Genomic DNA, 26,290 nt, shown 5'->3' on the forward strand with positions numbered 1-26,290 from the left:
ACAGCGATTGCTTAAATAACAATCGCTTGTGGAGCATCCTTAGGGCGCTCGACTACTTCGCCAACTGTCCACGCTTTTAAGCCTTGAGCAGTTAATGACTTGATGGCAGCATCTGCTTGGCTTGGAGCAACAATTACCACCATGCCGATACCGCAGTTGAAGACGCGGACCATCTCAGCATCAGCTACGCCACCCTTCATCTGCAACCAACGAAAGAGCTCGGGCATTTGCCAGCTACTACGATGCAAAACTGCTTGTGTGTTTTCTGGGAGAACCCGTGGAACGTTATCCACTAAGCCACCACCAGTAATGTGAGCCATACCCTTCACATCAATTTCAGAAATCAGCTTGAGAAGCGGCTTCACGTAAATCTCTGTTGGAGCCATCACAACATCACCCAATGGACGACCACCTAAATCATCGCTTGGCTTGGCGCCAGCGCGCTCGATAATTTTACGAACCAATGAATATCCATTGGAGTGAGCGCCACTAGAGCCGATTGCCAGCACCACATCGCCAGGCACAATCGTATTGCCCGTAATGATTTTTGATTTCTCAACAGCGCCTACTGCAAATCCAGCGAGATCATATTCGCCTGGTGGATACATTCCTGGCATCTCAGCAGTTTCACCACCAATTAATGCGCAGCCAGATAATTCGCAACCTTTCGCAATACCGCCCACGACCGTAGCGGCCGTATCAACAGTTAACTTACCGCAAGCAAAATAATCCAAAAAGAAGAGAGGCTCAGCGCCCTGAACCAAGATGTCATTCACGCTCATGGCTACCAAGTCTTGACCAATAGTGTCGTGGCGATTCCACTCAAAAGCCAATCTCAACTTTGTTCCAACGCCATCAGTCCCAGAAACCAATACTGGCTCTTTATAGCGCTTGGGCACCTCAAAAAGGGCACCAAAACCACCAATTCCGGCTAAAACGCCTTCTCGCATGGTCTTCTTAGCAAGGGGTTTAATCCGATCAACTAAGTCATCTCCAGCGTCAATATCAACGCCAGCATCACGGTAGGAAAGGCCTTTTGTGGAGGAATTGCTTGAAGATGTCATATCAGAGATGGAATATTGGTGAAAAATAGCACTTGGTCAGTAGAATCATTGAATTCTAGAGGATTACTCAACATGGCAGAAATTTTTACCCCTTTTCTCACCGCTTTTATCCTAGCTTATATCCTACGGCCTGCTTTTCTATGGCTCCAAGGACGCCGCTTGCACCCAATCTTGGCTGCTGCACTCACCGTCATATTTGGTTTAGGGGTGGTGTTGGCAATTTTGACTCTTTTCATCACCTTGCTTAAAACAGAGTTGCCTTTGATTAAAGAGCAATTACCCGGCTGGATTCAAAACACCCAAGCATGGCTTGAGCCCCAGTTAGCCCATATGCATATTCATGTGAAATGGGACACCCTCAGAGACACCGCAACTCAAAAAATTACAGAACACCTTAGCGAAAATGCTGAAACCTTAATGGGCAGCACCTTTGAGACGCTCTTATCATCAGGTAGCTCTGTGATCACAGGTTTTGTCAACTCGGTACTCATTTTATTTGTACTGTTTTATTTATTGATTGATTGGAATCAATTCTTTCAATATATGCAACAGCTTGCACCGCGTCGTGCCCAGGCAACTATTCGTCACCTTGCGATGCATACCGATGGTTTGCTATCACAATATTTGCGCGGCATGATCATCGTAATTTCCATCATGTCTGTTTTCTATAGCGTGGGCCTGAGTATTGTTGGCGTCAGGGGGGCGGTTGCCTTGGGTGTATTCACTGCACTCATGATTGTCATACCCTATATTGGTATCGCGCTGGGCTTAAGTCTCTCAGTCATCTCTGCAATTTTGCAATTTGGTCTTGGGCCTGAACTACTTGGTGTTCTGGGTATATACGGATTAGGTCAAATTCTTGAGGGCTTCTTTCTAACGCCCCGCCTGGTTGGTGAGCGCATTGGTCTACATCCAGTTGCAGTCTTGTTTGCGTTACTCCTTTTTGGCAATCTTTTTGGCTTCTTTGGTGTGCTTTTAGCTTTGCCAATTAGCGCAATTGCCCTGGTCTTAGTGCAATACCTGTGGTCTGTTTACACACAAAGTTCTTGGTATCAAAAATAATTTCGCATTAATGAATACCAGCCCACTTCCTAGACAATTTGCCCTAGATATTAGTCACGCCCCTAAAGCCAGTTTAGAAAACTACTTACCAGGCAAAGATCTTGCTTTGGTGTCTGCATTAAGGGCGCTATGTAAAGCTTGGGAGGAAGTGCCTGAAGCGCAATCCAATAATCCGCTGAACCATCGCTGGATATATTGGTGGGGGCCAGCAGGATCGGGGCGCACCCATTTGCTCGAAGCAATGAGAAATACTGCCGAGCATTTAGGGCTTGAATATTTTTCCCTCTACCCCAAAGAGCCGAGCGCCTGGGTTCGTCTTGAAGAAAAAATATCTGGCCTAGGGCAAAGTGCTGCCCCCTCACTCATCACTGTGGACGATGTAGAAAGCCTGGATGAACGCTTAGTCGCCGCATTATTTCGTATTCTCAATGGTGTACAGGCCAGCAAAAACATCTCTATTTTGATGGCTGGTAAATCCGCTCCAGCCAATCTCAATCTGCGTGAAGACCTGCGTACCCGCTTGGCCTGGGGATTGGTCTTTCAGACCCAACTTTTAGGGGATGATGAGAAAATACAGGCATTAGAACAAGCCGCTAAGGCTCGAGGACTAGTCTTATCGCCAGATGTATTGCCCTGGCTATTAAATCGCTTTTATCGAGATATGCCTAACTTAATGGCCTTAATGGATGCTTTGGATGCGTATTCACTGGAAACCAAACGTGCAGTAACCTTGCCTTTGGTACGCGAACTCCTTCAGCCAAAATAATTTATTAAAGATTTCATTTGTGACCCAATTAGCCCTCTTCGACCTAGACCACACTTTATTGCCATGCGATAGCGATTATGAATGGGGTCAATTTTTAGCCCGGATTGGCGTAGTCGATAGCAAATACTATGCAACCCAAAATGAACGCTTCTATCAGGATTACAAAGAAGGCAAGCTCGATATTCATGAGTTTTTGCGCTTTGCCTTAAAACCTCTTTCAGAACATTCGCGCGCCCAACTCAAAGAGTGGCATGACACCTTTATGGAAGAAGTAATTCATGGTCAACTTCGTCAGCAAGCACTGGACCTCGTAAAGCGACATCAAGATCAGGGTGATATTTGCTGCGTGATCACGGCAACAAATAGTTTTGTTACCCGCCCCATTGTGGAGCGCTTTGGTATTGAGCATTTGATTGCTACTGAACCGGCAACAACCAACGACGTTCCCTTAGCCAATTACACTGGTGAAGTGAAGGGTATCCCCAATTTCCGCGAAGGCAAGATTCAAAATCTCCAGAATTGGCTGGCGAGTCAAAATCTTTCCTTAAGCCAATTACCGTATAGCTATTTTTACTCAGACTCAATGAATGACTTGCCCTTGCTAGAACAAGTCAGTCACCCAGTTGCCACCAACCCTGATGATCGCCTACGGCATGAAGCCAAACAACGCGGTTGGCCCGTTCTTGAATTGTTTGCATGATCACTAAATTTATTAAGCGCATCTTGCGTCGTGACCCCATGGTCAGACATACCCAAGTGAATCAGTCTGGCGCACCAAAACGTATTGCCAAGAGAATCCATCGCATTGATCCGCATTTGCTTTCTAAAAATGCAGTCAAAGTTACTCACACACTGCAACAGGCTGGATTCGAAGCATTTATTGTCGGTGGCGCTGTTCGTGATCTGGTTTTAGGAATTGGTCCAAAGGATTTTGACGTTGCTACCAACGCCACCCCCGATCAAGTGCAAAGACTTTTTCGTAAAGCGCGCTTAATTGGTCGTCGCTTTCAGATTGTTCATGTCACCTTTTTTGGTAAAGGCCATCCTGAAATTATTGAAGTCTCCACTTTCAGGGCCCTACTCGATAACGCTGGTGACCATGTTGCGGAAAGCGGTCGTATTCTGCGCGATAACGTTTGGGGCTCACAAGGTGAAGATGCGGCAAGACGCGATTTCACCATCAACGCGATGTACTACGATCCCTCTACAGAAACTGTGCTCGATTACCACGGCGGCATGGCCGATATGGAAAAGAAAACCTTGCGCATGATTGGAGATCCTGCGAAACGCTACCGTGAAGATCCCATCCGCATGCTGAGAGCTATCCGCTTTGCTGCCAAAACTGGATTTCATTTAGATCCGGCGACACGCGCGCCAATCGCTAAGCTAAGCAATCTATTACATGACGTTCCTTCTGCCAGACTTTTTGATGAAATTCTTAAGCTCTTGATGTCGGGATATTCTTGGGCTGCCATTCAAGGTCTGCGTGATGCAGGCTTACATCATGGTCTTTTGCCATTGCTAGATCACATCTTAGATAGTGGTGCTGATTCTAAGGGCGCTAATGATTTCGTGAAATTGGCCCTAGCCAATACGGATCAACGCATTCAATCCGGTAAAAGTGTTTCTGCAGGATTCTTATTTGCCACCCTGCTTTGGCCAGATCTCCTGAAGAATTGGAAGGCCAATATTGCCAAAGGGATATCTAATATCCCGGCTCTACATGATGCGATGGACGACACGATTGCTACGCAAAGCAGTGGGATGACGATTCAAAGACGCTTTGAGAGTGATATGCGCGAGATTTGGGCTATGCAACCCCGTTTCGAAAAACGCGTCGGTCGCTACCCCTATCGCCTGATTGAATCGCCACGGTTTAGGGCTGGTTATGACTTTATGCTCCTGCGTTGTGCGACTGGCGAACAAGATTCTGCCCTAGGGGAGTGGTGGACCAGCTTTATCGCCGCAGACCCAGCAGGTCAAGATGCCTTGATGGCCAGCGCCAAGACTGAGCTAGGGAGCAGCGCCACATCTCCAGCAAAGCGTCGTCGTCGCAGAAAACCTAAAACTACTACGCCTCCAGAAACTTCAGCAAGCTAAGCAGACTTCAAAGAAATTCAGTAAAGTAGTTTCATCTTGGGTTTGGAATCTTATGGCAAGAGCTTTTATTGGATTTGGTGGAAATATCGGCGATACACGTCAGCTCATTACTGACGCAATCGTATGCTTAGCACTGCGCTCTGAATTGCAAATTCTTACAAAAAGCTGCTTTTATCAAAGTGCGCCTGTGGAAGCGACAGGTGGTGACTATATCAACGCCGTCATTGAAATCGAAACTGAACTTAGCCCATACGGCTTATTGCATGTTTGCCAAGCCATTGAACAGCAGTTTGGTAGAGAGCGTCCATACTCAAATGCGCCCCGCACGCTCGATCTCGATATCCTCTCTTTTGAGGGCGTCACTCAAAATGAAACTGAGCTGATGTTGCCCCACCCCAGAATTATCGAGCGCTCTTTTGTTCTCCTTCCCCTCCTGGAAATAGCCCCTGATTTTTTCTTACCCAATTTAGGGGAACTCAAAGCCTATCTCCCTAAAGTAGCCCACCAAAGAATCGAAAAACTCCCCTGCAGGAACTGCAATTGCGGAGAAAAAGACGTTTATAGCCAATCGGCGCATTAATTCATTAAACTCTCGCCATGAGTTACTTACAAGGCGATAAGCCAATTACCATCACCAAACTACTCTCAATGCATGCTGAGGGTGAAAAAATCACCATGCTAACTGCATATGATTCGACCATGTCCGCACTATTAAATCGTTGCGGGGTTGAATCTATCCTGATTGGTGATTCTCTAGGAAATGTGATTCAAGGTTATTCCAGCACCACCCCCGTGACCATTGAACAAATGGCTTATCACACCGAATGTGTGGCACGTGCAAATACTCAAGCATTTTTAATTGCTGATTTGCCGTTTGCTAGTTATGGTGACCCTGTTCAAGCTCTAGACTCTGCTGCCGAGCTCATGCGTGCTGGTGCTGATATGGTTAAGCTTGAAGGTGGCGGAGATTGGCAAGTTGAGATCATTGAGTACTTAGTGGAGCGAAGTGTTCCGGTGTGTGCCCACCTTGGTTTATTACCCCAGTCAGTTCATCTCTTGGGTGGTTACAAGGTCCAAGGTAAATCAAAGGATGCTGCTACGATCATGCTCGAACAAGCAATCGATTGCCAAGATGCAGGTGCACAGATGGTAGTACTTGAAGCAATTCCTTCGACTCTAGGTGAAAAGATTACTGCTGAACTTCATATTCCCACCATCGGAATTGGTGCGGGACCCGATTGCTCAGGTCAGGTATTGGTTCTGCAAGACATGCTGGGTATTAGCCCTGGTAGACCACCCAAGTTTGTCAAAAACTTTATGGATGGCCACCACTCCATTGAAGCCGCTATCAAAGCCTACGTACGCGAAGTCAAGTCCGGCAAGTTTCCCGGACTAGAAAACGCCTTTGCGGGCTAGTGGAAGAAGCTCTTCACACCCTCAAACCAACCTTTTTGCTGCGGATTGTGTTTATCCCCGCCAGACTTGAGGCTTGCATCAAACTTCTGCAGTAATTTCTTCTGCTCTTCATTCAGCTTGACAGGCGTTTCAACCAGTACATGAACAAATAGATCGCCTACTAAAGTCGAGCGCAATCCTTTAATACCTTTATTGCGCAAGCGGAAGGTCTTGCCAGTCTGAGTGCCTTCTGGAATCGGAAACTCCACTCGTCCTGAGAGTGTAGGCACTTCAATTTCAGCACCAATCGTCGCTGTAGCAAATGAGATTGGCATCTGCACATGCAAATCACTACCATCACGCTCAAATACGGGATGGGGTTTGACGCGCACCTCTACATAAAGATCGCCAGATGGGCCGCCGTTGATGCCAGGCTCGCCATTACCGACTGAGCGAACGCGCATGCCATCATCAATGCCGGCTGGGATTTTGATTTCTAGGGTTTTTTGCTCTTTATGCTTACCAGTACCGTGACAAGTCTTGCAAGGCTTTGGAATGTACTCACCAGTGCCGCGACATTTTGGACAGGTTTGCTGCATCGAGAAGAAGCCTTGCTGTACCCGAACTTGACCATGGCCATCACAGGTAGGGCATTTCTCTGCTTTTGTTCCAGGCTCTGCGCCAGTGCCATGACAGGGTTTGCAATTGCTCCAGCTAGGCACCCGAATTTGAGTGGTATACCCTTCAGCAGCCTGCTCAAGAGTAATGTCCATGTTGTAGCGTAAATCAGCGCCTTTATAGACTTGTGGGCCGGATTGACGACCGCCACCTTGACCAAAAATATCCCCGAAGATATCGCCAAACGCATCAGCAAATCCACCGCCGCCGAAGCCACCGCCGCCAAAGCCGCCACCCATCGATGGGTCTACGCCAGCATGGCCATACTGGTCATAAGCAGCACGCTTATTAGGATCGGTTAGCGTTTCATAAGCCTCTTTAGCTTCTTTGAATTGGGCTTCAGCTGTTTTGCTATCGGGATTGCGATCCGGGTGATACTTCATTGCCAACTTACGATAAGCTTTTTTTAGCTCTTCTTCGCTGGCACCTCTTGTTACACCAAGCACTTCATAAAAATCGCGTTTACTTTTAGGCACGGCCTATTCCTCTCAACAACCTGAATGACACAAGTCGGCACGAGGCCGACTTGTTATTTAAGTACATCAAAACTACCTTATAAGATTTCCAATGACTTGATTATTTCTTGTCATCAACCTCTTTAAAGTCAGCATCAACCACATCAGCATCGGGTGCTGCTCCAGGAGCGGCACCACCAGGAGCTGCACCAGCTGCGGCACCTGCTTTAGCCTGTTCAGCAGCCATGACTTTCTCGCCCAGCTTCTGACTCGCTTTACCCAAAGCCTCAGTCTTCGCTTCAATCACTTCTTTATCGCTGCCTTTAATTGCTTCGTCCAACTCCTTGAGAGCGACTTCAATTGCTTCTTTTTCAGAGGTCTCTAATGCAGCGCCATGCTCCTCCAAGGCTTTCTTAGTGGAGTGAGCCAAGGCATCCGCAGTATTGCGTGCCGTTACCAACTCAAGCGCTTTCTTATCTTCAGCTGCATTAGCTTCGGCGTCTTTCACCATGCGCTGAATTTCTTCTTCGGTCAAACCAGAGTTTGCCTTGATGGTGATCTTGTTCTCTTTGCCAGTAGTTTTGTCTTTTGCAGTCACGTGCAAAATACCGTTAGCATCAATATCAAAGGTCACTTCAATTTGTGGCATACCGCGCTGGGCAGGTGCAATCCCTTCCAGGTTAAATTCACCGAGCAACTTGTTTGCAGCAGCCATCTCGCGCTCACCCTGGAAGCACTTAATAGTTACAGCTGGCTGATTGTCTTCCGCAGTGGAGTAAACCTGTGAATGCTTGGTAGGAATGGTTGTGTTCTTAGGAATCATCTTGGTCATTACGCCACCAAGGGTTTCGATACCCAATGACAACGGAGTAACGTCCAAAAGCAATACGTCTTTACGATCGCCAGACAATACAGAACCTTGAATTGCAGCACCAACAGCCACTGCTTCATCTGGGTTTACGTCTTTGCGTGGCTCTTTACCAAAGATTTCTTTTACTTTGTCTTGTACTGCAGGCATACGAGTTTGACCGCCGACCAAAATCACGTCGTCGATATCCGCCACGTTCACGCCAGCATCTTTAATGGCAGTTAAGCAAGGACCAGCAGTACGATTAATCAGCTCTTCAACCAATGACTCCAACTTGGCACGAGTCAACTTCAAGTTCAAATGCTTCGGACCGCTAGCGTCAGCCGTCACGTAAGGCAAGTTAATTTCGGTTTGTTGTGCAGATGACAACTCGATTTTGGCTTTTTCAGCAGCGTCTTTCAAACGTTGCAATGCCAAAACGTCTTTACTCAAATCAACGCCTTGCTCTTTCTTGAACTCAGCAATGATCCAGTCAATGATGCGTTGGTCAAAGTCTTCACCGCCCAAGAAAGTATCGCCGTTAGTGGAGAGCACTTCAAATTGCTTTTCGCCATCTACGTTTGCAATTTCAATGATTGAAACGTCGAATGTACCGCCGCCTAAGTCATATACAGCAATCTTGCGATCCACTTTGTCTTGCTTATCTAAGCCGAACGCTAATGCAGCTGCAGTTGGCTCATTGATGATACGTTTTACATCTAAGCCTGCGATACGACCAGCATCTTTGGTTGCTTGACGTTGGCTATCGTTAAAGTAAGCAGGAACAGTAATCACCGCTTCAGTAACCTCTTCACCGAGATAGTCTTCAGCAGTCTTTTTCATCTTGCGCAAAATTTCTGCAGAAACTTGCTGTGGGGCCATTTTTTTATCGCGCGCTTCAACCCAAGCATCACCATTGTCCGCTTGAACAATTGCGTAAGGCATGAGGCCAATATCTTTTTGTACTTCAGGATCGGTAAATTTACGACCCATCAAGCGCTTCACTGCGTAAATTGTATTTTTAGGGTTTGTCACTGATTGACGCTTTGCTGGCGCGCCAACCAATACTTCGCCATCTTCAACGTAAGCGATGATGGATGGAGTTGTGCGAGCGCCTTCTGCATTCTCGACAACTTTAGGTGCATTGTTTTCTACAACTGAAACGCACGAGTTAGTGGTTCCTAAGTCGATTCCGATAATCTTTCCCATAATGGCTCCAAAAAATTAAATTGCTTTGTTGTACTTCTGGTTGATGTTTGGTAACTCGCTTGAATTACCGAAAATATTTCAATACCCAATAAATGGGGTCTAAAAAGGGGAATTCAAGGGCTGAAATAGGAAAAAGGCAGAAATCTGCCTTTTTCATGTCATTTTTGGGGTTTTACCCCAATGATTGAGCTTATTTAGGGGCGCTGACGGTCACCAAGGCGGGTCTGAGCACACGGTCTGCCACGGTATAGCCCCGCTGAAGGATAGAAACCACGGTATTGGCATCCTGCTCGGAAGGAACTGAGGCAATCGCCTGATGGTGGTGGGGATCAAATTTATCACCTACCGCAGGGTTAATTTCTGTCATCCGCCCTTTTTCGAAGGCAGATAAGAGTTGCTTCAAGGTAATTTCCAGACCTTCCTTGAAGGCCTTAGCATCAGTTGCATCAGTACTTAGCGCAGCATAAAGACTATCCGTTACCGGCACTAAATGTTCCGCAAAACTCTCAATTGCAAATTTGTGGGCCTTCGCAATATCCTCCACAGCACGACGGCGAATGTTTTCACCTTCAGCTTTGGCGCGCAAGAAATTGTCCTGGAGCTCACCAATTTTTTCATTGAGCGCAGCAATCTCTTGCTCAGGTGTTTTTGGAACTGCTTGCGCTGTTGCCTCTGCAGTTGCTTCTACCGCAGGTTCAGCCGCAGCTTGGTCTTGCTCTGGAGAAGGGTTTTGATTTTCTTGTGTCATGGAGATGCATTCACTTTTCGATAATAGGGACGATTACTTTGCTATGTGGGGCTAGTTTATTGAATTTCAAGTCTTGGCTTTTTCAGCTTGCTCAGCTCTTGCGGCACGTTGGGCAAGCTCCTCATTGGACTCAACGCCTAAAGACCATCCTAACAAATGCTGATAAGCAATATCGCTTAAGGCCTCGATCCACTTTGGATTGCTGTTTAAGCAGGGAATATAGCGGTAATCATTGCCGCCATGATCCAGGAAGATTTCTTTAGCCTCCATTGCAATCTCTTCAAGAGTCTCCAAACAATCGGCCGGAAATCCTGGGCAAAAAATATCGAGTCGCTGACAACCTTCTTTTGCTAATTTTTCTACTGTAGGGGCGGTATAAGGCTTTAACCACTCCGCTTTACCAAAACGAGATTGAAAGGTCACGATGTATTGGCCTGGCTCAAGACCCAAAGACTCCCCAAGCAAGCGTCCCGTTTTAAGACATTCACAATGGTAGGGGTCACCCTTCATTAAATTGCGTTTTGGCAAACCGTGAAAGGACATCACAAAACGATCACCTCTTGCAAAATCAGGACGCCCATCTTTATCCCAGTGACTGAGAACTTGATCTCTCAATGCAGAGATATAAGCAGGGTTATCGTGATAATGCTTTACCAAGCGCAACTCTGGTTGATTGCGCCATGTGCCGAGCACCCGAAAGACTTCATCAAAGCTAGATGCCGTCGTTGTGGCTGAATACTGTGGGTATAAGGGTAATAGCAATAAGCGCTCCATACCTTGCGATTGAAGACTTTGAAGGGCTTCCTGGGTCGACGGTTTGCCATAGCGCATCGCCAAATCCACTAAAACAGTATGGCCTTCGTTGGCAAATTTCTCACCAAGTTCTTTGGCTTGTAAGCGCGAGTAATGCATCAGAGGTGAGCCTAACTGAGGTAACCAAATTGATGCATATTTTTTGGCGGAGGCGCTACTGCGAATCGGCAAGATGATTCCATTTAATATGCACCACCAAATAATGCGGGGGATTTCCACTACGCGTGGATCAGAAAGAAATTCTTTTAAATACGCTCTCACCGCTTTAGGTGTTGGCGCAGAAGGCGTTCCTAAATTTAACAACAGCACTGCTGTTTTAGAAGCTCGTAAGTGTGGGTTTGGATTCAAAGCGGTGCCTTTAATAATTGTTTAAGAGCTCAATGCGCCAGATAATAATTTCGATGTAATGTCGACAATTGGAATGACTCTGTCATACGCCATACGGGTTGGGCCAATCACACCCAAAGTACCAACAACTTGGCCATCTACGCTATAGGGCGCGCTGATGACCGCTAAATCCTCATAGGGTAATAGATCACTCTCGCCGCCAATAAAAATTTGGATGCCATCTGCATGACTAGATACATCGAGCAATTGCATCAGTACTGATTTTTGCTCCAACATATCGAACATCCTGCGCAACTTGTCAAGGTTTGAACTCAGTTCACCGACGTTAAGCAAACGACGTTCGCCTGAAAGTACCATCTCGCCACGACTCATATCGTAATCAGCGACACCCGTTTGAAGCGCCAAGGCCATCAAACCTGAAATGTCTGTTCGTAAATTATCTAGATCCGATTTGAGATGCATACGCACTTGCTCAAAACTTTTACCAGCAAACTGAGAGTTGATGTAATTGCCAGCCTCAATCAATTGACTGGGGGTGTAATCCTGAGTGGTCGGCAGAATGCGATTTTGGACATCCCCTTCTGGGGTCACCATAATCAGCAAAATCTTACCTTCGCCTAGACGCAAAAACTCGATATGTTTAAAAACCTGAGCGCGCTTTGGAGTAATAACAACCCCAGCGAAATGGGTCAAATTAGACAAAATCTGCGCAGCAGAGTTCAAGACCCGCTGTGGCGAGTCTGGCAAGAGACCTTTTTCGACCTCACGGGCAGCCATCTCCTCAAGGGGTCGAACGGTCACCATGGTGTCGACAAACAAACGGTAGCCTTGTGGTGTCGGAATTCGGCCTGCAGAGGTATGCGGGCTGGTAACCAAGCCCATTTCCTCTAAATCCGCCATCACATTCCGAATGGTGGCTGCGGATAGGTCTAAACCTGAAAATCTGGATAGGGTTCGGGAACCAATAGGCTGACCCTCCTCGATATAGCGCTCGATGAGGGTTTTGAGTAAGGCGCGGGAACGTTCGTCCATGATGGAAAGGATTTTATGCCTATGGTTTAATCGTTATATGTTAAGCCCATCCCCAAATTCCACCAAGAAGGCATTTAGCCGGGTTGCGCTTGTCGGCAAATTTCAAGCGGACGGCATTGAGGAACGCCTCAATGACATCGCCAAGCTCCTCACTGGATTAGGTTGCGAAGTCTTTATCGAGGCAGATACTGCCAACCATCTGGGATTAAAGGGCTATTCCACCAAAACTGCGCAGGACTTTGCTGGAGCAATTGACCTTGTCGTGGTCTTGGGTGGCGACGGCACGATGCTGGGAATTGCCCGTCAGTTAGCAGGCAGCAATGTGCCACTAGTGGGCATCAATATGGGTCGCCTTGGCTATATGACCGATATTCCCATTCAATCCGTACAAACCACCCTACCCAAAATGATTGCCGGCGAATATGAAGCTGACACCAGAACATTGTTAGACGCGGTTGTGATTCGTGATGGTAAGGAAATTAATCGCGCCTTGGCACTCAATGATGTTGTTGTTAATCGCTCTGGCATCTCTGGGATGGTCGAGCTAGCAGTTCATGTCAATGGCTCCTTCATGTACAACCAACGCTCTGATGGTTTAATAGTCTCCACTCCTACAGGCTCAACTGCTTATGCACTTTCTGCTGGCGGCCCCATCTTGCACCCTCACGTTGCAGGCATTCTGCTGGTACCAATTGCGCCGCACTCACTCTCCAATCGCCCCATCGTTTTACCGAAAGATAGCCTGACAGTGATTGAAGTAGTCAATGGCCTTGAAGTAATTGTCAATTTTGACATGCAGTCTCAAACAGATTTGCAAGCTGGTGACAAAATTGAAGTGCGTCAATCTGATAAAACAATCGCCCTACTTCATCCCAGCAATCACAGCGACTACAAAACTTTGCGCGAGAAGCTGCATTGGAATGAATACCCATCGACATTCTGATGTCGAGTACTTTGCTACGCTAAGCCATGCTTCAAACCATCTCACTTCGTGACTTTGTCATTGTTGATCAGCTTGAACTAGATTTTTCTACTGGCTTTACTGTACTCACTGGCGAAACTGGCGCTGGAAAATCCATTCTCTTAGATGCCTTGAGCCTAGTGCTTGGAGAACGCGCTGACAGCAGCCAAATTCGTGAGGGCTGCAATCGCGCAGAAATCTCTGCCCGCTTTCAAATTGAGGATGACCAAATACAACGCTTCACTCAATGGCTTGATGAGCAAGGCTTTCCAATTGAAGACGAAGGGCATAGTCTTTTACTCAAGAGAACAGTCGAGAGTAATGGAAGAAGTCGCGCATTTATTAATGGCAGCGTGGCAACCTTGGCACAACTGCGCGAAGCTGGCGATCAACTAGTAGATATTCATGGGCAGCACGCGCATCAACTTCTCCTCAAGGGTGGCGCGCAACGGGAATTACTCGATCGACATGCTGGTTTGCTACTGCTAGCTAGTGAAGTCGCTCAAGCATTTAAAACCCTGAATGATTCGCGCCGAAAATTAGAGCAGGCTGAGAATGCCGGACAAGATATCGAGAGAGAACGGGAACGTCTGGAATGGCAACTTGAAGAGCTCACGGCTTTATCTCCACTCGAAGGTGAGTGGTCAAGCATTCAAGGTGAGCATGTTCGCCTAGCCAATGGTGCCAAACTCATTGGCGGCTGCCAAGAGGCAATTGAAGTATTGAGTGATTCTGATAACGCAATTGAATCCAGCCTTTCTAAAGTCTGTAGCAATATCAGCACCTTAGCGGAGCATGATCCCGCCTTAAATAGTATCAGCGACTCCTTGCAAAGCGCACAAATTCAACTGGATGAAGCCATTCATAGCCTGAATCGCTACGTACAGAAACTGGATCTTGATCCCGATCGTCTTGTGCAAGTGGAAGAACGCATGCAAGCACTCCATGGGGCTGCTCGAAAATATCGTACCGATACCGATGAGCTTCCAAAGCTACTACTAGAAACTAGTGAGCGACTCGATGCATTAACGGCTTCACAAAATATTGATGCCCTTCGTGAAAAAGTCCAACAAGAAGAAGTTGCTTATCTCAAGCTGGCCAAACAACTATCCCAAAAACGGAAAGCAGCTGCAACTGATCTTGGCACATTGGTTACCAACGCTATGCAAGACCTGTCGATGGCAGGTGGACGCCTAGAAATCGCCCTCATACCGCTTGCCGAAGGTGGCTCCTATGGATTGGAGCAGATTGAGTTTCTTGTAGCCGGTCATGCTGGCAGCACACCGCGCGCCCTTGCCAAGGTTGCGTCTGGGGGAGAGCTTGCCAGAATTAGCTTGGCCATTAGCGTCATCACCAGCAAAGCCTCATTCACACCTACCTTAATCTTTGATGAGGTTGATGCCGGTATTGGTGGAGCAGTTGCTGAAACTGTTGGCAAACTCCTGCATCAACTAGGTCAATCCCATCAAATTCTCTGTGTCACCCATTTACCGCAGGTTGCTGCTCAAGGAAATCATCATTTCAAAGTCAGCAAAGCGCAAAGTGGTGAGAAAACCATTTCTCAAGTTCAACCCTTGAGCAGAGTGGAACGTGTTGAAGAAGTGGCCCGAATGTTAGGTGGTGCAACGATTACAGATACTACACGTCGCCACGCCCGCGAATTGCTAGAACAAAGCTAAGTTGTTTAATTCGCTGAAGGTGCTTTAAAAATCTTTAGCCATAGCGCCATCACAGCATCTTTAGCAGCAATCAACTCAGGTTCATCTTCAATGTTGATGCGTGTTTTTTCTGCACCGTCTAAGCGCAAGCGGTGCTGGCGAGACCGTAATAAGCGGTAAGCATTCCCGACCAATAAAGCAGCCTCGCGATCTATTAGACCGGCTTCGCCAGCAATCCGCAGCAGTGCAATATTGCCTAGGTTATGAATGAGCTGCTCGTGTTGGTGGGAATATGCCAGCACCAGATACTGAACAATAAATTCAATATCGACCATACCGCCAGAATCATGCTTGAGATCAAATAGACCGCTTACATTGGGGTGTCCGGCGTGCACTTTTCGGCGCATCTCTAGAATTTCAGTCCGAAGATGGTCAATATCCCGCTTTTGGCTCAGCACCTCTGCTCTCACCTGATCAAAATCAGCTCCGACTGCAACATTACCTGCTGAGCAACGCGCCCGCGTGAGGGCTTGGTGCTCCCATACCCAGGCAGCGTTATTGCCTTCGCGCATTTGGTATTTCTTAAACGCATTAGCATTTGTCACCAAAAATCCTGCCGAGCCATTGGGCCGCAAACGGGTATCAATCTCAAATAAACTACCAGTCGCCGTAAAAGCAGTTAGCCAGTTGATCATTCGTTTTGCTAAGAGTGCATAAATTTCTTGAGCTGAAAAATCAGATTCATCGGATTGGTAGAGGAAGACTAAATCTAGATCGGAGGCATATCCCAATTCTTTGCCGCCCAACTTCCCGTAAGAGATGATCGCAAATGGTGGGGCTGTTTTAACCGCTTCCTGAGCTAGACCAAATTTTTGTGCAACCTCAGGCCACACACGCTCAAAAGTGATCTGCAAAATCAAGTCTGCTAAAGCTGATAAATGATCGCTCACTTTTTCCACCGGCAGCGCCTGCTCAACCCCAATACCTAAATCAGCTAAAAGGGTAATGAATGTTTCTGTATGGTGGGTGACTCGCAAAATATCCATAGCTTGCTCAGAACCATCAGCATCGGACATCACGTCATCAAGACGAATGTTCAAATTGGCTTTGACTTCATGCCAATACTCTTCAGGATGCTCGATCAAAGCTTGTTCAGTGCGAGAGTTCAGTAAGTGATCCAACAAATGGGGGTGTCGAGTCAGGTACTGCGCGCCCCAATGAGAAGCTTTTAATAAGTCCAATACATTTAGCAATGCTCTGGGGTACTCAGCCAAAATAGAGAGATAAGCACTGCGCCTCGCGATAGCCTCTAACAAATCAAAAAAACGTAATAAGGTTTGATCAGCATGAGTTCGATCAACGCCATCCTCACTCAAAATCTGAGCAGCTGTCCGCATTAAATTAACAAAAATTAAGCGACTCTTCTCGGGCAACTGTCTTTGCTTGGGGCTCTCAACCCAAGCCTGCCAGCGCAGCAATGACTGTGGAAAAACTTGGGACGGCGGCTCCCAAGCAAGATCGATTGGCGCAAGATCCAAGCGAAGACTGTCATCCAGTAAAAATGCCTTCTCAAAAAGAGCGGCAACATTATTTTGATGGCGATCTAACTCAGCCATAAAGCCATCGACATCCAGGCTCTGATCTTTATCAGCCATGGCAGCTGCTAAACGTTCACGAGCAGAAAGATCATCGGGGAGGTAATGCGTTTGCTGATCATCCCAAACCTGCAGGCGATGTTCTAGGCGCCTCAGAAATCTGTATGCTGCCTGCAAGGACTCAACCTCTTCAGTTGGCAAGGCGCCCTTTTGTCCAACCCAATTGAGCACTTCTAGGGTGGGGCGCACTCTAAAGCGGGGATCAGTACCACCCCGCATCAGCTGGAACATTTGCGCAAGAAACTCAATTTCCCGAATACCGCCTCGACCTAATTTAATGTCCCGCGAACGACCTTGATGATGAGAGGATCTTTTATCTGCTTCATGTTGAATCTGAGCATGAAGATCTCGTATGGAAGCGATTACCCCATAATCCAAATGCCGGCGGTATACAAACGGCCGAATGAGCTGCTCCAACTCTTTTGCGCAATGTTCATAATTTGCCGTTCCAGGCGAAGGAGCAATCAGGCGCCCCTTAATCCAGGCATAACGCTCCCACTCCCTGCCTTGCACGATCAGGTACTCTTCGAGCATGTCCAAACTACAAACCAATGGGCCAGAGTCGCCATTGGGTCTTAGGCGCATGTCCACCCGAAATACAAAGCCATTCTCGTCAAGCTCGGCCAGCAACTTCATGAGTCGTTTGCCCATGCGAGAAAACCATTCTTGATTCGATAGGCTTTGAGGGCCCCCTAGGGTTTCACCCTCGTGCTCGTACAAGAAAATTAAATCAATATCAGACGATAGATTGAGCTCAAGGCCGCCAAGCTTGCCCATACCAACCACCATCAATGGCATTTCTGAATGACTGGTCATGCTCCAGGGCAAACCAAAGCGACTCTGGAGATCTTGCCGAATATACGCAATGGATTTTGCGATTGCTAACTCGGCAAACTGACTAAGACTATGGGTGACCTCATCCAAATCAGCCATTCCATTGAGATCCCGAAAAGCAATCCACAGCATGAGGCGCTGTCTAGCCAGGCGTAAATTGGCCATAAACTGGGACTCGTCTTGGGATGCAGCTGCACTCTCCATTTCACAAGCGGCTAACAAATCGGCAATTCCCTGCAAATTCAGCTTTTTTGACCCCTGGATACGAAGCCAATCAACCCACTCAGGGCGAGCATTGAGCCAGCGACGCGCATAAGTCGAATGCTGCTCTAAAAATGCGATTTGCCGAGAAAATTCATCCATTCCCCCATCTTAATCTGTCGCCAGAAGCTTGGCGACCCAGTAAAGGCTGACGGATAATAGAGCTCATGCTGCAAAAGTTCATTCCGCCTCGCCTCAAGAGCGTGCTTGCAAAACGTCCTCAAGGTTCTGGTGGACTTTGGCGTAAACGCGCGCTCATTCTTTGCGGATTGATTTTGCTACTCATGGTGCTTGGCCACCTCGGCATTCGTTTTATTGTTTGGCCTCAAATTGAAAAATCCAAAGCATCAGTAGAGCGACTCCTTAGCGCTCGGATTGGCACCAATGTCACCATGGACGAATTGAAAGTCTCCTGGACTGGCATCCGACCCAATTTTGAAATTGAAGGTTTGCGTTTTAATAGCCCAGACAAGACGAAACCCTTATTACAAATTTCAAAAATTAGCGGGGAGCTTAGCTGGAATTCTTTCTATCACCTAGCGCCTTACTTTCATGAGCTCAATTTCAAAGGCGCTGAAATTTATGCTCAAAGAAATGCTAAAGGGATCATCACCATTGCGGGAATTCCGATACACAGCAATTCAGGAGATCATGGTTTTGAAGACTGGCTATTTTCTCAAGACGATATTTTGGTGAGTGACGTCAAACTCTATTGGACTGATCAGCAGGATAACAAGGCGCCTACTACCATTGAGATTCAAAATTTATCGCTCAGCAATGGCATTCGAAGTCACAAAGCGCTTCTCACCACTCGCACACCATGGACTACTGGGCCACTGGAGATCAAGGCTGACTTTGTTCACCACCTAGGCGGTCAAGCGGGCGATTGGCGTGATTGGATTGGCACTGTTTCCTGGAATCTCAATGATCTGAATCTCACTCAAATTTCTAAGGAGTTTTCTGTTCCCCTCAATACTCTAGAGGGCAAGTTGAGCTCCAGAGGAAAACTAAAACTGGATAACGGAAAACCAGATGGCGGCGAAGCCTATATTGCCGCTGACAATCTCACTATCCAGCTAGCAAAAAATGAGGATGCTATTGCCCTTGGTCGACTAGAGACAAATGTGGTTCAAGAAAATGAAAGTGGGCTCATTTCTATCACTACCAAAACATTTGCATGGCGAGATGCCGAGAGCCCGAATACAGCACCACTCGAAAATTTAAGCCCCATGACTTTTCGCTGGAAGCCACCGGGTGCTGATGGTGAGATTAAAGAATTTGGATTTTCTTCACCAAAAATCCTGGTGGAAGACATTGCCTTATTTGCGCTGAACCTACCCCTATCGAAAAAAGTACATCAATGGATTAAAGTTTCTGAAGCCGACGGAGAGCTCCAAGATCTTGACATTCACTGGTCAGAAAGTAAGTCTCCATTATCAGCACTCAATATTCCAGGCGGCTGGTTTAAATCGAATAAGCTTGATTTTTCAGTCAGTGCCAAACTGATTAACCTGAGCTTCGTAGGCATCAACAAATCGATGCCATCTGTTACTAATCTCTCGGGCTTTATCTCCGGCGATCAAAATCAGGGTAGCCTCACTTTAAATTCCAAAAATCTGGGGCTTGAGATCAATGACTTTTTGGCCGACCCCAAAATTCAATTAGATCAAGCAAGCGGACAGATTTCCTGGTCTAAGAAAAGAGGAAATTGGCTAATTAATGCCAAACAACTCTCACTCAGTAATCCTGAAATTAATACGACCCTGAATCTGAGTTATCTCATCGGTGACCCTAAAAAACCCGATTTGATGACCTTGGGTATGAACTTTGCCAAAGCAAACTTAACTTCTGCCTATCGCTATTTACCTCTTGGCATGGGCAAAGATGCCAGACTCTATTTAAGTAAGGCTTTTTCTGCGGGAACTATTCAGAACGGTAAGCTCCATATCAATGGCGACCCCAATGACGTTCCATTTCCCCGTGGTAACCCAGGCGACTTTACTTTAAGCCTGCCAATCGTTGGGGCAACATTCAGCCCAGCCCCACTGATACCAAGCAACCAGGGAGTGTGGTCTGCGTTCAGCAATATTGATGGCCTAATGACCATGCAAAACGCTGCGCTATCCATTGATATTGATCAGGCCAATTACAAACAAGTTGCACTGAAAAACTTTCATGCTGAAATTCCTAATGTCAGCGCAAATCATCTGACACTCTCCGCCAACGGTAATGCGCAAGGCGATGCTCCGCAAATGTTGGAGTATTTATTTGCATCTCCATTCGCTAAGAAACAAAATAAGCTTGAAAAGAATTTGCAAGTTAACGGCCCTATAAACCTTGCTCTTGGACTAAAACTGCCGCTGTCTGGTGATGCCGATAGCAATATTGATATCAAACTAGACCTCAGTGGCAATAGGGTGCAATGGGCTAAATTGCCTCCACTTGAAAATCTCAAAGGAAAAATTCGGATTACCGAAATCCACCCAGAATTTGAAGACCTCACTGCCAATTTTTTAGGTGGGTCCTTAAGGATCGATAGTGCTCAGTCTGCATCAGGTCAGAGCTTCAATATTGCAGGTGATTTTTCTGCGGATTTCATTAAGAGTTATTTTGCGAATACGCTTAGGACAGATTCATCACCCATCCTCGATGGAATGAGTGGTCGAGCCAAGTATGAAGGCACTCTGAACTTCAATAAAGCAGGTAGTGAAACTAATCTCAAATTTGATCTGCGCGACTGGGCCAGCGCCTCACCCATCCCAGCCAGAAAACTGATGGGTGCGCCGATGCAAGGTCAACTTACTTTTAAAACTTTCCCAAATTCACAATCGGGTAATGACCGCTTTAGTTGGTCTGGCAAGTTTGGCGAACTCTATTCAGTTCAAGGAGAGGGTAATGGGGATGATGAATTGCGTTATGCACTAGGAATTGGTGCTCCTGCAATGCTCCCCCAAGATGGCTTCCACTTAAATTTGGCTAGTAATGAATTAAATCTTGATTCCTGGATTGAGTTTTTTGGACAACAAAAGAAAAAGGGCTCTGCAACTGAATTGAATGATCCCAAAGCAAGCCCTATTCAGGTAACAGCCGAAATTAGAAAGCTCGCCCTGCAAGATCGCATCTGGCAGGACCTCAATTTATCCGCTGTCAGTAAAAATTCTGTATGGAAGCTACGCCTTAACTCACCTCAAGTGGCTGGCCAACTTCAATATCAAGAATCGAATCCAAGTTTTTACAGTGGATTAATTAGTGGGCGCCTCAGTCGACTCACTATTCCAGACGAAGCTACGAAAGTAGAGCAGAAAAAAACAGTCAGCAAATCTAAATTGGATCCTGGAACGATCCCTAGTCTTGATGTATCAATCGATGAGTTCAATTGGTCTAAAGCTCAGCTTGGTCAAATCAAAATTAAAACCAAAAGCACTGCTAACTTACTCACCCTTGAGTCCCTGCAAGTAAATAATCCTCAAGGGAGCTCAATGGTTTCTGGGCAGTGGATGGGCGCAGCTCTGAATCAGACAGAGCACAGTAAGCTCAATATCGATATGGAGATCAAGGATGCAGGTCATATCATTGCCCACTGGAGTTCACAAAAATCTATTGAGGGCGGAAAAGGCAAACTCAATGCAAATGCAGAGTGGGATGGCTCTCCATTTACACCTCAATATGACTCTCTTGCGGGCAAGGTCAATCTTAACCTTGAAAAAGGACGCCTACTTGAAGTCAATACCAGTGGCGCCCAAATTCTGGATGTTTTAAGTTTGCAAAGTTTATTTAGATTTGCAACGTTTGATCTGCAAGGCAGCCTAGGCAATATTGTCACCAAAGGCACTCCTTTTAATAGCATCAACGCAAATTTTGAAGTGAGTAGTGGAATTGCACAAACCAAACAATTTTCTATGGGCTTAGATCAAGCTAGGGTGGCTATGACGGGACAAATCAATATTCCCAAACAAACTCAAGACCTACGCGTTACTATCTTCCCCACAATTGATGCAACCGCTGGATCATTAGCTGCTTTCGCAATTAATCCGATTGTTGGCCTGGGAGCATTGGTTGGCCAATACCTCATTACTAATCAAATCAATCGCAATTTTCAATCGGACTATTTAATCCAGGGCTCCTGGGAAAATCCCGAAGTCATTGCGCTAGATCAAAAGGGTCAGCCGATTGATGTAAAAACTTTAGAAACGATCCGCAATAAAGAACTTCTAAAAGAACAAACGAAACCCAGCAACAATACGACTCCAAATCCAGTACCGCAGCCTCAACCCCAATGATTACATCCACCAATCCCCTTGAGCTACAGGTTGCCTCTATTCAGATGGTCTCCACTCCCAGTGTGGATGAAAACATGGAGGCTGCTAACAACTTCATTCACGCTGCAGCTTCACAAGGCGCTCAATTAGTCGTGCTACCAGAATACTTTTGCTTAATGGGCCTTAAAGATACAGATAAGATCCGAGCAAGAGAAGCGATTGGTCAAGGCCCTATTCAAGATCGACTATCAGCTATTGCAAAAGAACATCAGGTGTACTTGGTTGCAGGAACCATTCCCCTTGTAGCTAAAGATCCGAATAAGGTTCTCAATACGACACTGGTGTTTGACCCAGCAGGCCAGCAAATCTCTCGCTACGACAAGATTCACCTATTTGGATTTCAAACAAATACAGAACGCTATCAGGAATCCGAAACGATTGAAGCTGGTGAACATCCCGGCATTCTGAAAATCTCTGTGGATGGTCAAGATTGGGCTTTTGGTCTTAGCATTTGCTACGACTTAAGATTCCCTGAGCTTTATCGCGCCCTAGGTCAGGTCGATTGCCACATTATTCCTGCTGCATTTACCTACACCACCGGCAAAGATCACTGGGAGATTCTTCTGCGAGCACGCGCAATTGAAAATCAATGTTACGTCTTAGCTTCAGCGCAAGGTGGCACCCACCCAAATCGTCGTAGAACCTGGGGCAATACTATGTTGATTGACCCTTGGGGCGAGGTATTAAGCAATCTCCCTGAAGGGCAGGGATTCATTTCAGGGGTATTGAGCAAAGATCGCTTAAACGAGGTACGCTCTAAGCTACCCGCACTTGCACACCGCAAGCTTTAAAGAAAGTTCTGCCGAATCACATGAATGCACCAGAAGCACTATTTCCCGCCAAGTGGGCCAAAGCCAAAAAGCAGGCAGATTTACTGAAACTGGCTAAATCCATTTTGCTTGAACCAACAGGATTATCAGAACAAGATTTGCATCAGACTTTTGGCAATATGTTTACCCACCGTCTTGACGATGCTGATCTATATTTTCAACATACTCGTAGCGAGAGCTGGAGTCTTGAAGAAGGGATTGTGAAATCCGGCAGCTTCAATATTGATCAAGGTGTTGGTGTCCGGGCCATATACGGCGACAAAACGGCTTTTGCCTATTCCGATGAAATCAATTTGGAAGCGCTTCACAAAGCGGCCAAAGCCACTCGGGTCATTGGTCCGCAAGGCGGGAAACAAGTGGTGGCTAGTAAATTATTTCATCCTGCATCTAATAAACTGTATTCCGACCTCAATCCACTGGACTCACTGCAACCCAAAGAAAAGATTGCTCTTCTAGAAAGCATTGAGCGTCGTGCAAAAGCTCGTGATCCTCGCATCATTCAAGTGATGGCAAGTCTTGCGGGTGAGTTTGATGTGGTGTTAGTGGTGCGAGCTGATGGCTTGCTAGCAGCTGATGTGCGGCCCTTGGTGCGCGTGTCGGTACATGTGATTGCCGAGCAAAATGGTCGACGTGAATCCGGCTCCTCTGGTGGCGGCGCGCGCCATGACTATCATTATTTTGATACGGCACTAATCAACCAGTATGTAGATGAGGCTGTTGATGGTGCTTTAGTCAATCTAGATTCACGCCCGGCACCTGCTGGCCCAATGACTGTTGTGATGGGACCAGGTTGGCCTGGAGTGCTATTGCATGAAGCTGTTGGGCATGGGCTTGAAGGTGACTTTAATCGCAAGGGCTCTTCAGCTTTTGCGGGTCGCATCGGTCAACGCGTGGCCGCAAAAGGGGTTACTGTAGTAGATGATGGCACGCTTACTGGCCGCCGAGGCTCATTGAATATTGACGATGAAGGCACACCCACTCAGTGCACTACCTTGATTGAGGATGGGATTCTGAAAGGCTATATTCAAGACAGTCTGAATGCCCGTCTCATGAAAATGCCTCTGACCGGTAATGGTCGCCGCGAAAGTTTTGCTTCACTTCCGATGCCGCGCATGACAAACACATATATGTTGGCCGGCAAGGATGATCCCCAAGAAATTGTGGCCAGCATTAAACGTGGACTTTATGCCGTCAATTTTGGTGGCGGCCAAGTGGATATCACCAGTGGTAAATTTGTGTTCTCGGCTTCTGAAGCGTATTGGGTAGAAAACGGCAAAATCCAATACCCTGTAAAAGGAGCAACCATTATTGGCAGCGGCCCAGAGTCCTTGAAGCAGGTCTCCATGATCGGCAACGACCTTAAATTAGATGGTGGTATCGGGGTGTGCGGCAAGGAAGGTCAAAGCGTTCCTGTCGGGGTTGGGCAGCCAACTTTGAGGATAGATAGCCTCACCGTGGGCGGAACCGCCTAAGATTGCCAAATTACGGCTTAAAATAGCCGGATGAGCCAACAAAACACCAACCCAAATAATTGGTACTCCGTCGTTGATAAAACGTCGGACACCGACGACCAACGCATTAGCAACATTTCTGTTCTGCCTCCACCAGAGCATCTGATTCGCTTTTTTCCGATCTCTGGAACCCCAACCGAAGCATTGATCAGCAAAACCCGCAAAAAGATTCGCGACATCATTCATGGTAACGATGATCGCTTGCTCGTCATCATTGGGCCATGCTCTATTCATGATCCCAAAGCAGCATTGGAATACTGCCAACGCCTTTTAGCTGAACGTGAACGTTTCGCTGGTGAGCTGGAAATTGTGATGCGCGTCTACTTTGAAAAACCGCGTACTACTGTTGGCTGGAAAGGTTTGATTAACGACCCTTACCTTGATGAAAGCTATCGCATTGAAGAAGGTCTTCGACTTGCTCGCCAGGTTCTGATGGAAATCAATCGTCTTGGCATGCCTGCAGGTAGCGAATTCCTTGACGTCATTTCTCCGCAATACATTGCCGACTTAATTTCTTGGGGCGCTATTGGTGCGCGCACTACTGAAAGTCAGGTTCACCGTGAACTTGCCTCTGGTTTGTCTGCGCCTATTGGCTTTAAGAATGGCACTGATGGCAACATCAAAATTGCAACCGATGCAATTCAAGCGGCTGGACGCCCGCATCACTTTTTATCTGTTCACAAAAATGGGCAAGTCTCCGTTGTCGAAACCAAGGGTAATAAGGATTGTCATGTCATCTTGCGTGGCGGTAAAGAGCCCAACTACGAAGCCAAACATGTTCAAGCAGCTTGCGCTGAGCTCGCTGCCGCCAAGCTTCCAGCGAGTTTAATGGTGGATCTATCCCATGCAAACTCCAGTAAGAAACATGAGCGTCAAATCATTGTTGCGGATGATATTGCCCAGCAAATTGAAACTGGATCAAACGAGATTTTTGGCGTCATGGTTGAAAGCCATCTTAATGATGGTGCTCAGAAATTTACACCTGGCAAGGATGATCCAAGCAAACTGGAATACGGCAAGAGCATTACGGATGCCTGTATTAATTGGGATGATTCTGTGAAAGTGCTTGAGCGTTTGGCAACTGCTGTGAAAAAACGCAGAAGCAAGAAAAAGTAATACGCCCTGTAACTACTGCAAAGCTAAAAAGAGACTAATTTACTTAGTCTCTTTTTTTTCATGCTTCCAGAGTATGTCAGTACCACCGGCAGCACGGTTCAAAATGCGTGAGAGCACAAACAATAAATCTGATAAACGATTAACGTATTGACGGGGTGAGTCGTACAAAGGCTCTGCCCAACCTAAGCGCACAATTGAACGCTCTGCTCTTCTGCAAACAGTTCGACAAACATGCGCTTGAGCAGCAGCACGCGTGCCGCCCGGCAAAATAAATTCTGTTAAGGGCGGTAACTGCTGGTTATATTTTTCCAGCCAAACATCCAACTGAGCAACATGCTCAGGATTGAGTAACTTGTAATTGGGGATACAGAGTTCGCCCCCTAAATCAAACAAGTCATGTTGCACCTGCAAAAAGAGTGCTTTTAATTCTGGGGCTATAGATTCCGGGATCTCTTCAGTCATCAAAACACCGATTTCTGAGTTCAGTTCGTCCACATCGCCCATGGCGCAAATCCGCAAATGATCCTTTTCTACGCGACTTCCGTCGCCAAGGCCAGTCATCCCGGCGTCGCCCGTTCTAGTGGCGATTTTTGATAATCGATTTCCCATGAGCCTAATTATAGGTATA

20 protein-coding genes are annotated in these 26,290 nt (G+C 46.8%); 12 read left to right on the forward strand and 8 right to left on the reverse strand.

Going from position 1 to position 26,290, the window contains the following annotated elements:
• Positions 1-11: 11 nt before the first annotated feature.
• Entirely contained in the window at positions 12-1,064 is a 1,053-nt protein-coding gene (gene purM, locus C2757_RS07255; protein WP_215373875.1) for a phosphoribosylformylglycinamidine cyclo-ligase, read from the reverse strand.
• A gap of 72 nt (positions 1,065-1,136) precedes the next feature.
• Here purM and C2757_RS07260 point away from each other — a divergent pair, with 72 nt between their 5' ends.
• From C2757_RS07260 to panB, 6 genes are read left to right on the forward strand one after another with little or no spacing between them, the layout of a single operon-like run.
• Positions 1,137-2,126, forward strand: coding sequence for an AI-2E family transporter (locus C2757_RS07260; RefSeq protein ID WP_215373877.1), 990 nt, complete (start codon positions 1,137-1,139; stop codon positions 2,124-2,126).
• 10 nt (positions 2,127-2,136) lie between these two features.
• Positions 2,137-2,892, forward strand: coding sequence for a DnaA regulatory inactivator Hda (gene hda / locus C2757_RS07265; RefSeq protein ID WP_215373879.1), 756 nt, complete (start codon positions 2,137-2,139; stop codon positions 2,890-2,892).
• A 19-nt stretch (positions 2,893-2,911) separates the two neighbouring features.
• Positions 2,912-3,592, forward strand: coding sequence for an HAD family phosphatase (locus C2757_RS07270; RefSeq protein ID WP_215373881.1), 681 nt, complete (start codon positions 2,912-2,914; stop codon positions 3,590-3,592).
• Entirely contained in the window at positions 3,589-4,992 is a 1,404-nt protein-coding gene (gene pcnB, locus C2757_RS07275) for a polynucleotide adenylyltransferase PcnB (RefSeq protein ID WP_215373883.1), read from the forward strand. Before C2757_RS07270 ends, pcnB begins: the two co-directional genes overlap by 4 nt.
• A 52-nt stretch (positions 4,993-5,044) precedes the next feature.
• Positions 5,045-5,572, forward strand: coding sequence for a 2-amino-4-hydroxy-6-hydroxymethyldihydropteridine diphosphokinase (gene folK / locus C2757_RS07280; RefSeq protein WP_215373885.1), 528 nt, complete (start codon positions 5,045-5,047; stop codon positions 5,570-5,572).
• Between the two features lie 17 nt (positions 5,573-5,589).
• On the forward strand, positions 5,590-6,408 hold the full coding sequence (gene panB / locus C2757_RS07285) for a 3-methyl-2-oxobutanoate hydroxymethyltransferase (RefSeq protein ID WP_215373887.1): 819 nt from the start codon (positions 5,590-5,592) through the stop codon (positions 6,406-6,408).
• Here the strand turns inward: panB and dnaJ are convergent.
• From dnaJ to hrcA, 5 genes are all read right to left on the reverse strand, one after another.
• Complete coding sequence (gene dnaJ / locus C2757_RS07290) at positions 6,405-7,541, reverse strand: molecular chaperone DnaJ (RefSeq protein WP_215373889.1); 1,137 nt, start codon at positions 7,539-7,541, stop codon at positions 6,405-6,407. The genes panB and dnaJ overlap by 4 nt on opposite strands.
• A gap of 100 nt (positions 7,542-7,641) precedes the next feature.
• Complete coding sequence (gene dnaK, locus C2757_RS07295) at positions 7,642-9,576, reverse strand: molecular chaperone DnaK (RefSeq protein WP_215373891.1); 1,935 nt, start codon at positions 9,574-9,576, stop codon at positions 7,642-7,644.
• A gap of 190 nt (positions 9,577-9,766) precedes the next feature.
• A complete protein-coding gene (gene grpE / locus C2757_RS07300; protein WP_215373893.1) occupies positions 9,767-10,324 on the reverse strand; it encodes a nucleotide exchange factor GrpE in 558 nt (185 codons plus the stop codon).
• 66 nt (positions 10,325-10,390) lie between these two features.
• Positions 10,391-11,485 (reverse strand): ferrochelatase, encoded by a 1,095-nt coding sequence (gene hemH / locus C2757_RS07305; protein ID WP_215373894.1) that lies wholly within the window; start codon positions 11,483-11,485, stop codon positions 10,391-10,393.
• Positions 11,486-11,506: 21 nt separating this feature from the next.
• A complete protein-coding gene (gene hrcA / locus C2757_RS07310; RefSeq protein ID WP_215373895.1) occupies positions 11,507-12,517 on the reverse strand; it encodes a heat-inducible transcriptional repressor HrcA in 1,011 nt (336 codons plus the stop codon).
• 37 nt (positions 12,518-12,554) lie between these two features.
• On the opposite strand from hrcA, the gene C2757_RS07315 reads away from it, so the two are divergent.
• Both C2757_RS07315 and recN read left to right on the forward strand, forming a co-directional pair.
• Positions 12,555-13,460 carry an NAD kinase gene (locus C2757_RS07315; protein WP_215373897.1) on the forward strand — a complete coding sequence of 302 codons (906 nt, stop codon included), beginning with the start codon at positions 12,555-12,557 and terminating at the stop codon, positions 13,458-13,460.
• A 26-nt stretch (positions 13,461-13,486) separates the two neighbouring features.
• Positions 13,487-15,157 (forward strand): DNA repair protein RecN, encoded by a 1,671-nt coding sequence (gene recN / locus C2757_RS07320; RefSeq protein WP_215373899.1) that lies wholly within the window; start codon positions 13,487-13,489, stop codon positions 15,155-15,157.
• 5 nt (positions 15,158-15,162) lie between these two features.
• Here recN and glnE read toward each other — a convergent pair whose 3' ends face one another.
• Positions 15,163-17,988 carry a bifunctional [glutamate--ammonia ligase]-adenylyl-L-tyrosine phosphorylase/[glutamate--ammonia-ligase] adenylyltransferase gene (glnE, locus tag C2757_RS07325; RefSeq protein WP_215373900.1) on the reverse strand — a complete coding sequence of 942 codons (2,826 nt, stop codon included), beginning with the start codon at positions 17,986-17,988 and terminating at the stop codon, positions 15,163-15,165.
• A gap of 65 nt (positions 17,989-18,053) precedes the next feature.
• Between glnE and C2757_RS07330 the strand changes: the two genes are divergently transcribed.
• From C2757_RS07330 to C2757_RS07345, 4 genes are read left to right on the forward strand one after another with little or no spacing between them, the layout of a single operon-like run.
• A complete protein-coding gene (locus C2757_RS07330) occupies positions 18,054-22,166 on the forward strand; it encodes a YhdP family protein (RefSeq protein ID WP_215373902.1) in 4,113 nt (1,370 codons plus the stop codon).
• Complete coding sequence (locus C2757_RS07335; protein WP_215373904.1) at positions 22,163-22,996, forward strand: carbon-nitrogen hydrolase family protein; 834 nt, start codon at positions 22,163-22,165, stop codon at positions 22,994-22,996. Before C2757_RS07330 ends, C2757_RS07335 begins: the two co-directional genes overlap by 4 nt.
• Before the next feature lie 20 nt (positions 22,997-23,016).
• Complete coding sequence (gene tldD, locus C2757_RS07340) at positions 23,017-24,507, forward strand: metalloprotease TldD (RefSeq protein WP_251366728.1); 1,491 nt, start codon at positions 23,017-23,019, stop codon at positions 24,505-24,507.
• A 30-nt stretch (positions 24,508-24,537) separates the two neighbouring features.
• Complete coding sequence (locus tag C2757_RS07345) at positions 24,538-25,662, forward strand: 3-deoxy-7-phosphoheptulonate synthase (RefSeq protein ID WP_215373906.1); 1,125 nt, start codon at positions 24,538-24,540, stop codon at positions 25,660-25,662.
• A 39-nt stretch (positions 25,663-25,701) separates the two neighbouring features.
• On the opposite strand, the gene C2757_RS07350 is transcribed toward C2757_RS07345, so the two are convergent.
• Entirely contained in the window at positions 25,702-26,271 is a 570-nt protein-coding gene (locus C2757_RS07350; RefSeq protein WP_215373907.1) for a cob(I)yrinic acid a,c-diamide adenosyltransferase, read from the reverse strand.
• Positions 26,272-26,290: the final 19 nt, after the last annotated feature.

Source organism: Polynucleobacter sp. MWH-Svant-W18 (genome assembly GCF_018687495.1).
Lineage (GTDB): Bacteria > Pseudomonadota > Gammaproteobacteria > Burkholderiales > Burkholderiaceae > Polynucleobacter.

What these genes read in the sequence shown, in the direction of transcription:
- purM (WP_215373875.1), bottom strand. Translation starts at nt 1,064, where the DNA reads ATGACATCTTCAAGCAATTCCTCCACAAAAGGCCTTTCCTACCGTGAT.
- C2757_RS07260 (WP_215373877.1), top strand. Translation starts at nt 1,137, where the DNA reads ATGGCAGAAATTTTTACCCCTTTTCTCACCGCTTTTATCCTAGCTTAT.
- hda (WP_215373879.1), top strand. Translation starts at nt 2,137, where the DNA reads ATGAATACCAGCCCACTTCCTAGACAATTTGCCCTAGATATTAGTCAC.
- pcnB (WP_215373883.1), top strand. Translation starts at nt 3,589, where the DNA reads ATGATCACTAAATTTATTAAGCGCATCTTGCGTCGTGACCCCATGGTC.
- folK (WP_215373885.1), top strand. Translation starts at nt 5,045, where the DNA reads ATGGCAAGAGCTTTTATTGGATTTGGTGGAAATATCGGCGATACACGT.
- panB (WP_215373887.1), top strand. Translation starts at nt 5,590, where the DNA reads ATGAGTTACTTACAAGGCGATAAGCCAATTACCATCACCAAACTACTC.
- dnaK (WP_215373891.1), bottom strand. Translation starts at nt 9,576, where the DNA reads ATGGGAAAGATTATCGGAATCGACTTAGGAACCACTAACTCGTGCGTT.
- grpE (WP_215373893.1), bottom strand. Translation starts at nt 10,324, where the DNA reads ATGACACAAGAAAATCAAAACCCTTCTCCAGAGCAAGACCAAGCTGCG.
- hrcA (WP_215373895.1), bottom strand. Translation starts at nt 12,517, where the DNA reads ATGGACGAACGTTCCCGCGCCTTACTCAAAACCCTCATCGAGCGCTAT.
- C2757_RS07315 (WP_215373897.1), top strand. Translation starts at nt 12,555, where the DNA reads ATGTTAAGCCCATCCCCAAATTCCACCAAGAAGGCATTTAGCCGGGTT.
- recN (WP_215373899.1), top strand. Translation starts at nt 13,487, where the DNA reads ATGCTTCAAACCATCTCACTTCGTGACTTTGTCATTGTTGATCAGCTT.
- glnE (WP_215373900.1), bottom strand. Translation starts at nt 17,988, where the DNA reads ATGGATGAATTTTCTCGGCAAATCGCATTTTTAGAGCAGCATTCGACT.
- C2757_RS07330 (WP_215373902.1), top strand. Translation starts at nt 18,054, where the DNA reads ATGCTGCAAAAGTTCATTCCGCCTCGCCTCAAGAGCGTGCTTGCAAAA.
- C2757_RS07335 (WP_215373904.1), top strand. Translation starts at nt 22,163, where the DNA reads ATGATTACATCCACCAATCCCCTTGAGCTACAGGTTGCCTCTATTCAG.
- tldD (WP_251366728.1), top strand. Translation starts at nt 23,017, where the DNA reads ATGAATGCACCAGAAGCACTATTTCCCGCCAAGTGGGCCAAAGCCAAA.
- C2757_RS07345 (WP_215373906.1), top strand. Translation starts at nt 24,538, where the DNA reads ATGAGCCAACAAAACACCAACCCAAATAATTGGTACTCCGTCGTTGAT.
- C2757_RS07350 (WP_215373907.1), bottom strand. Translation starts at nt 26,271, where the DNA reads ATGGGAAATCGATTATCAAAAATCGCCACTAGAACGGGCGACGCCGGG.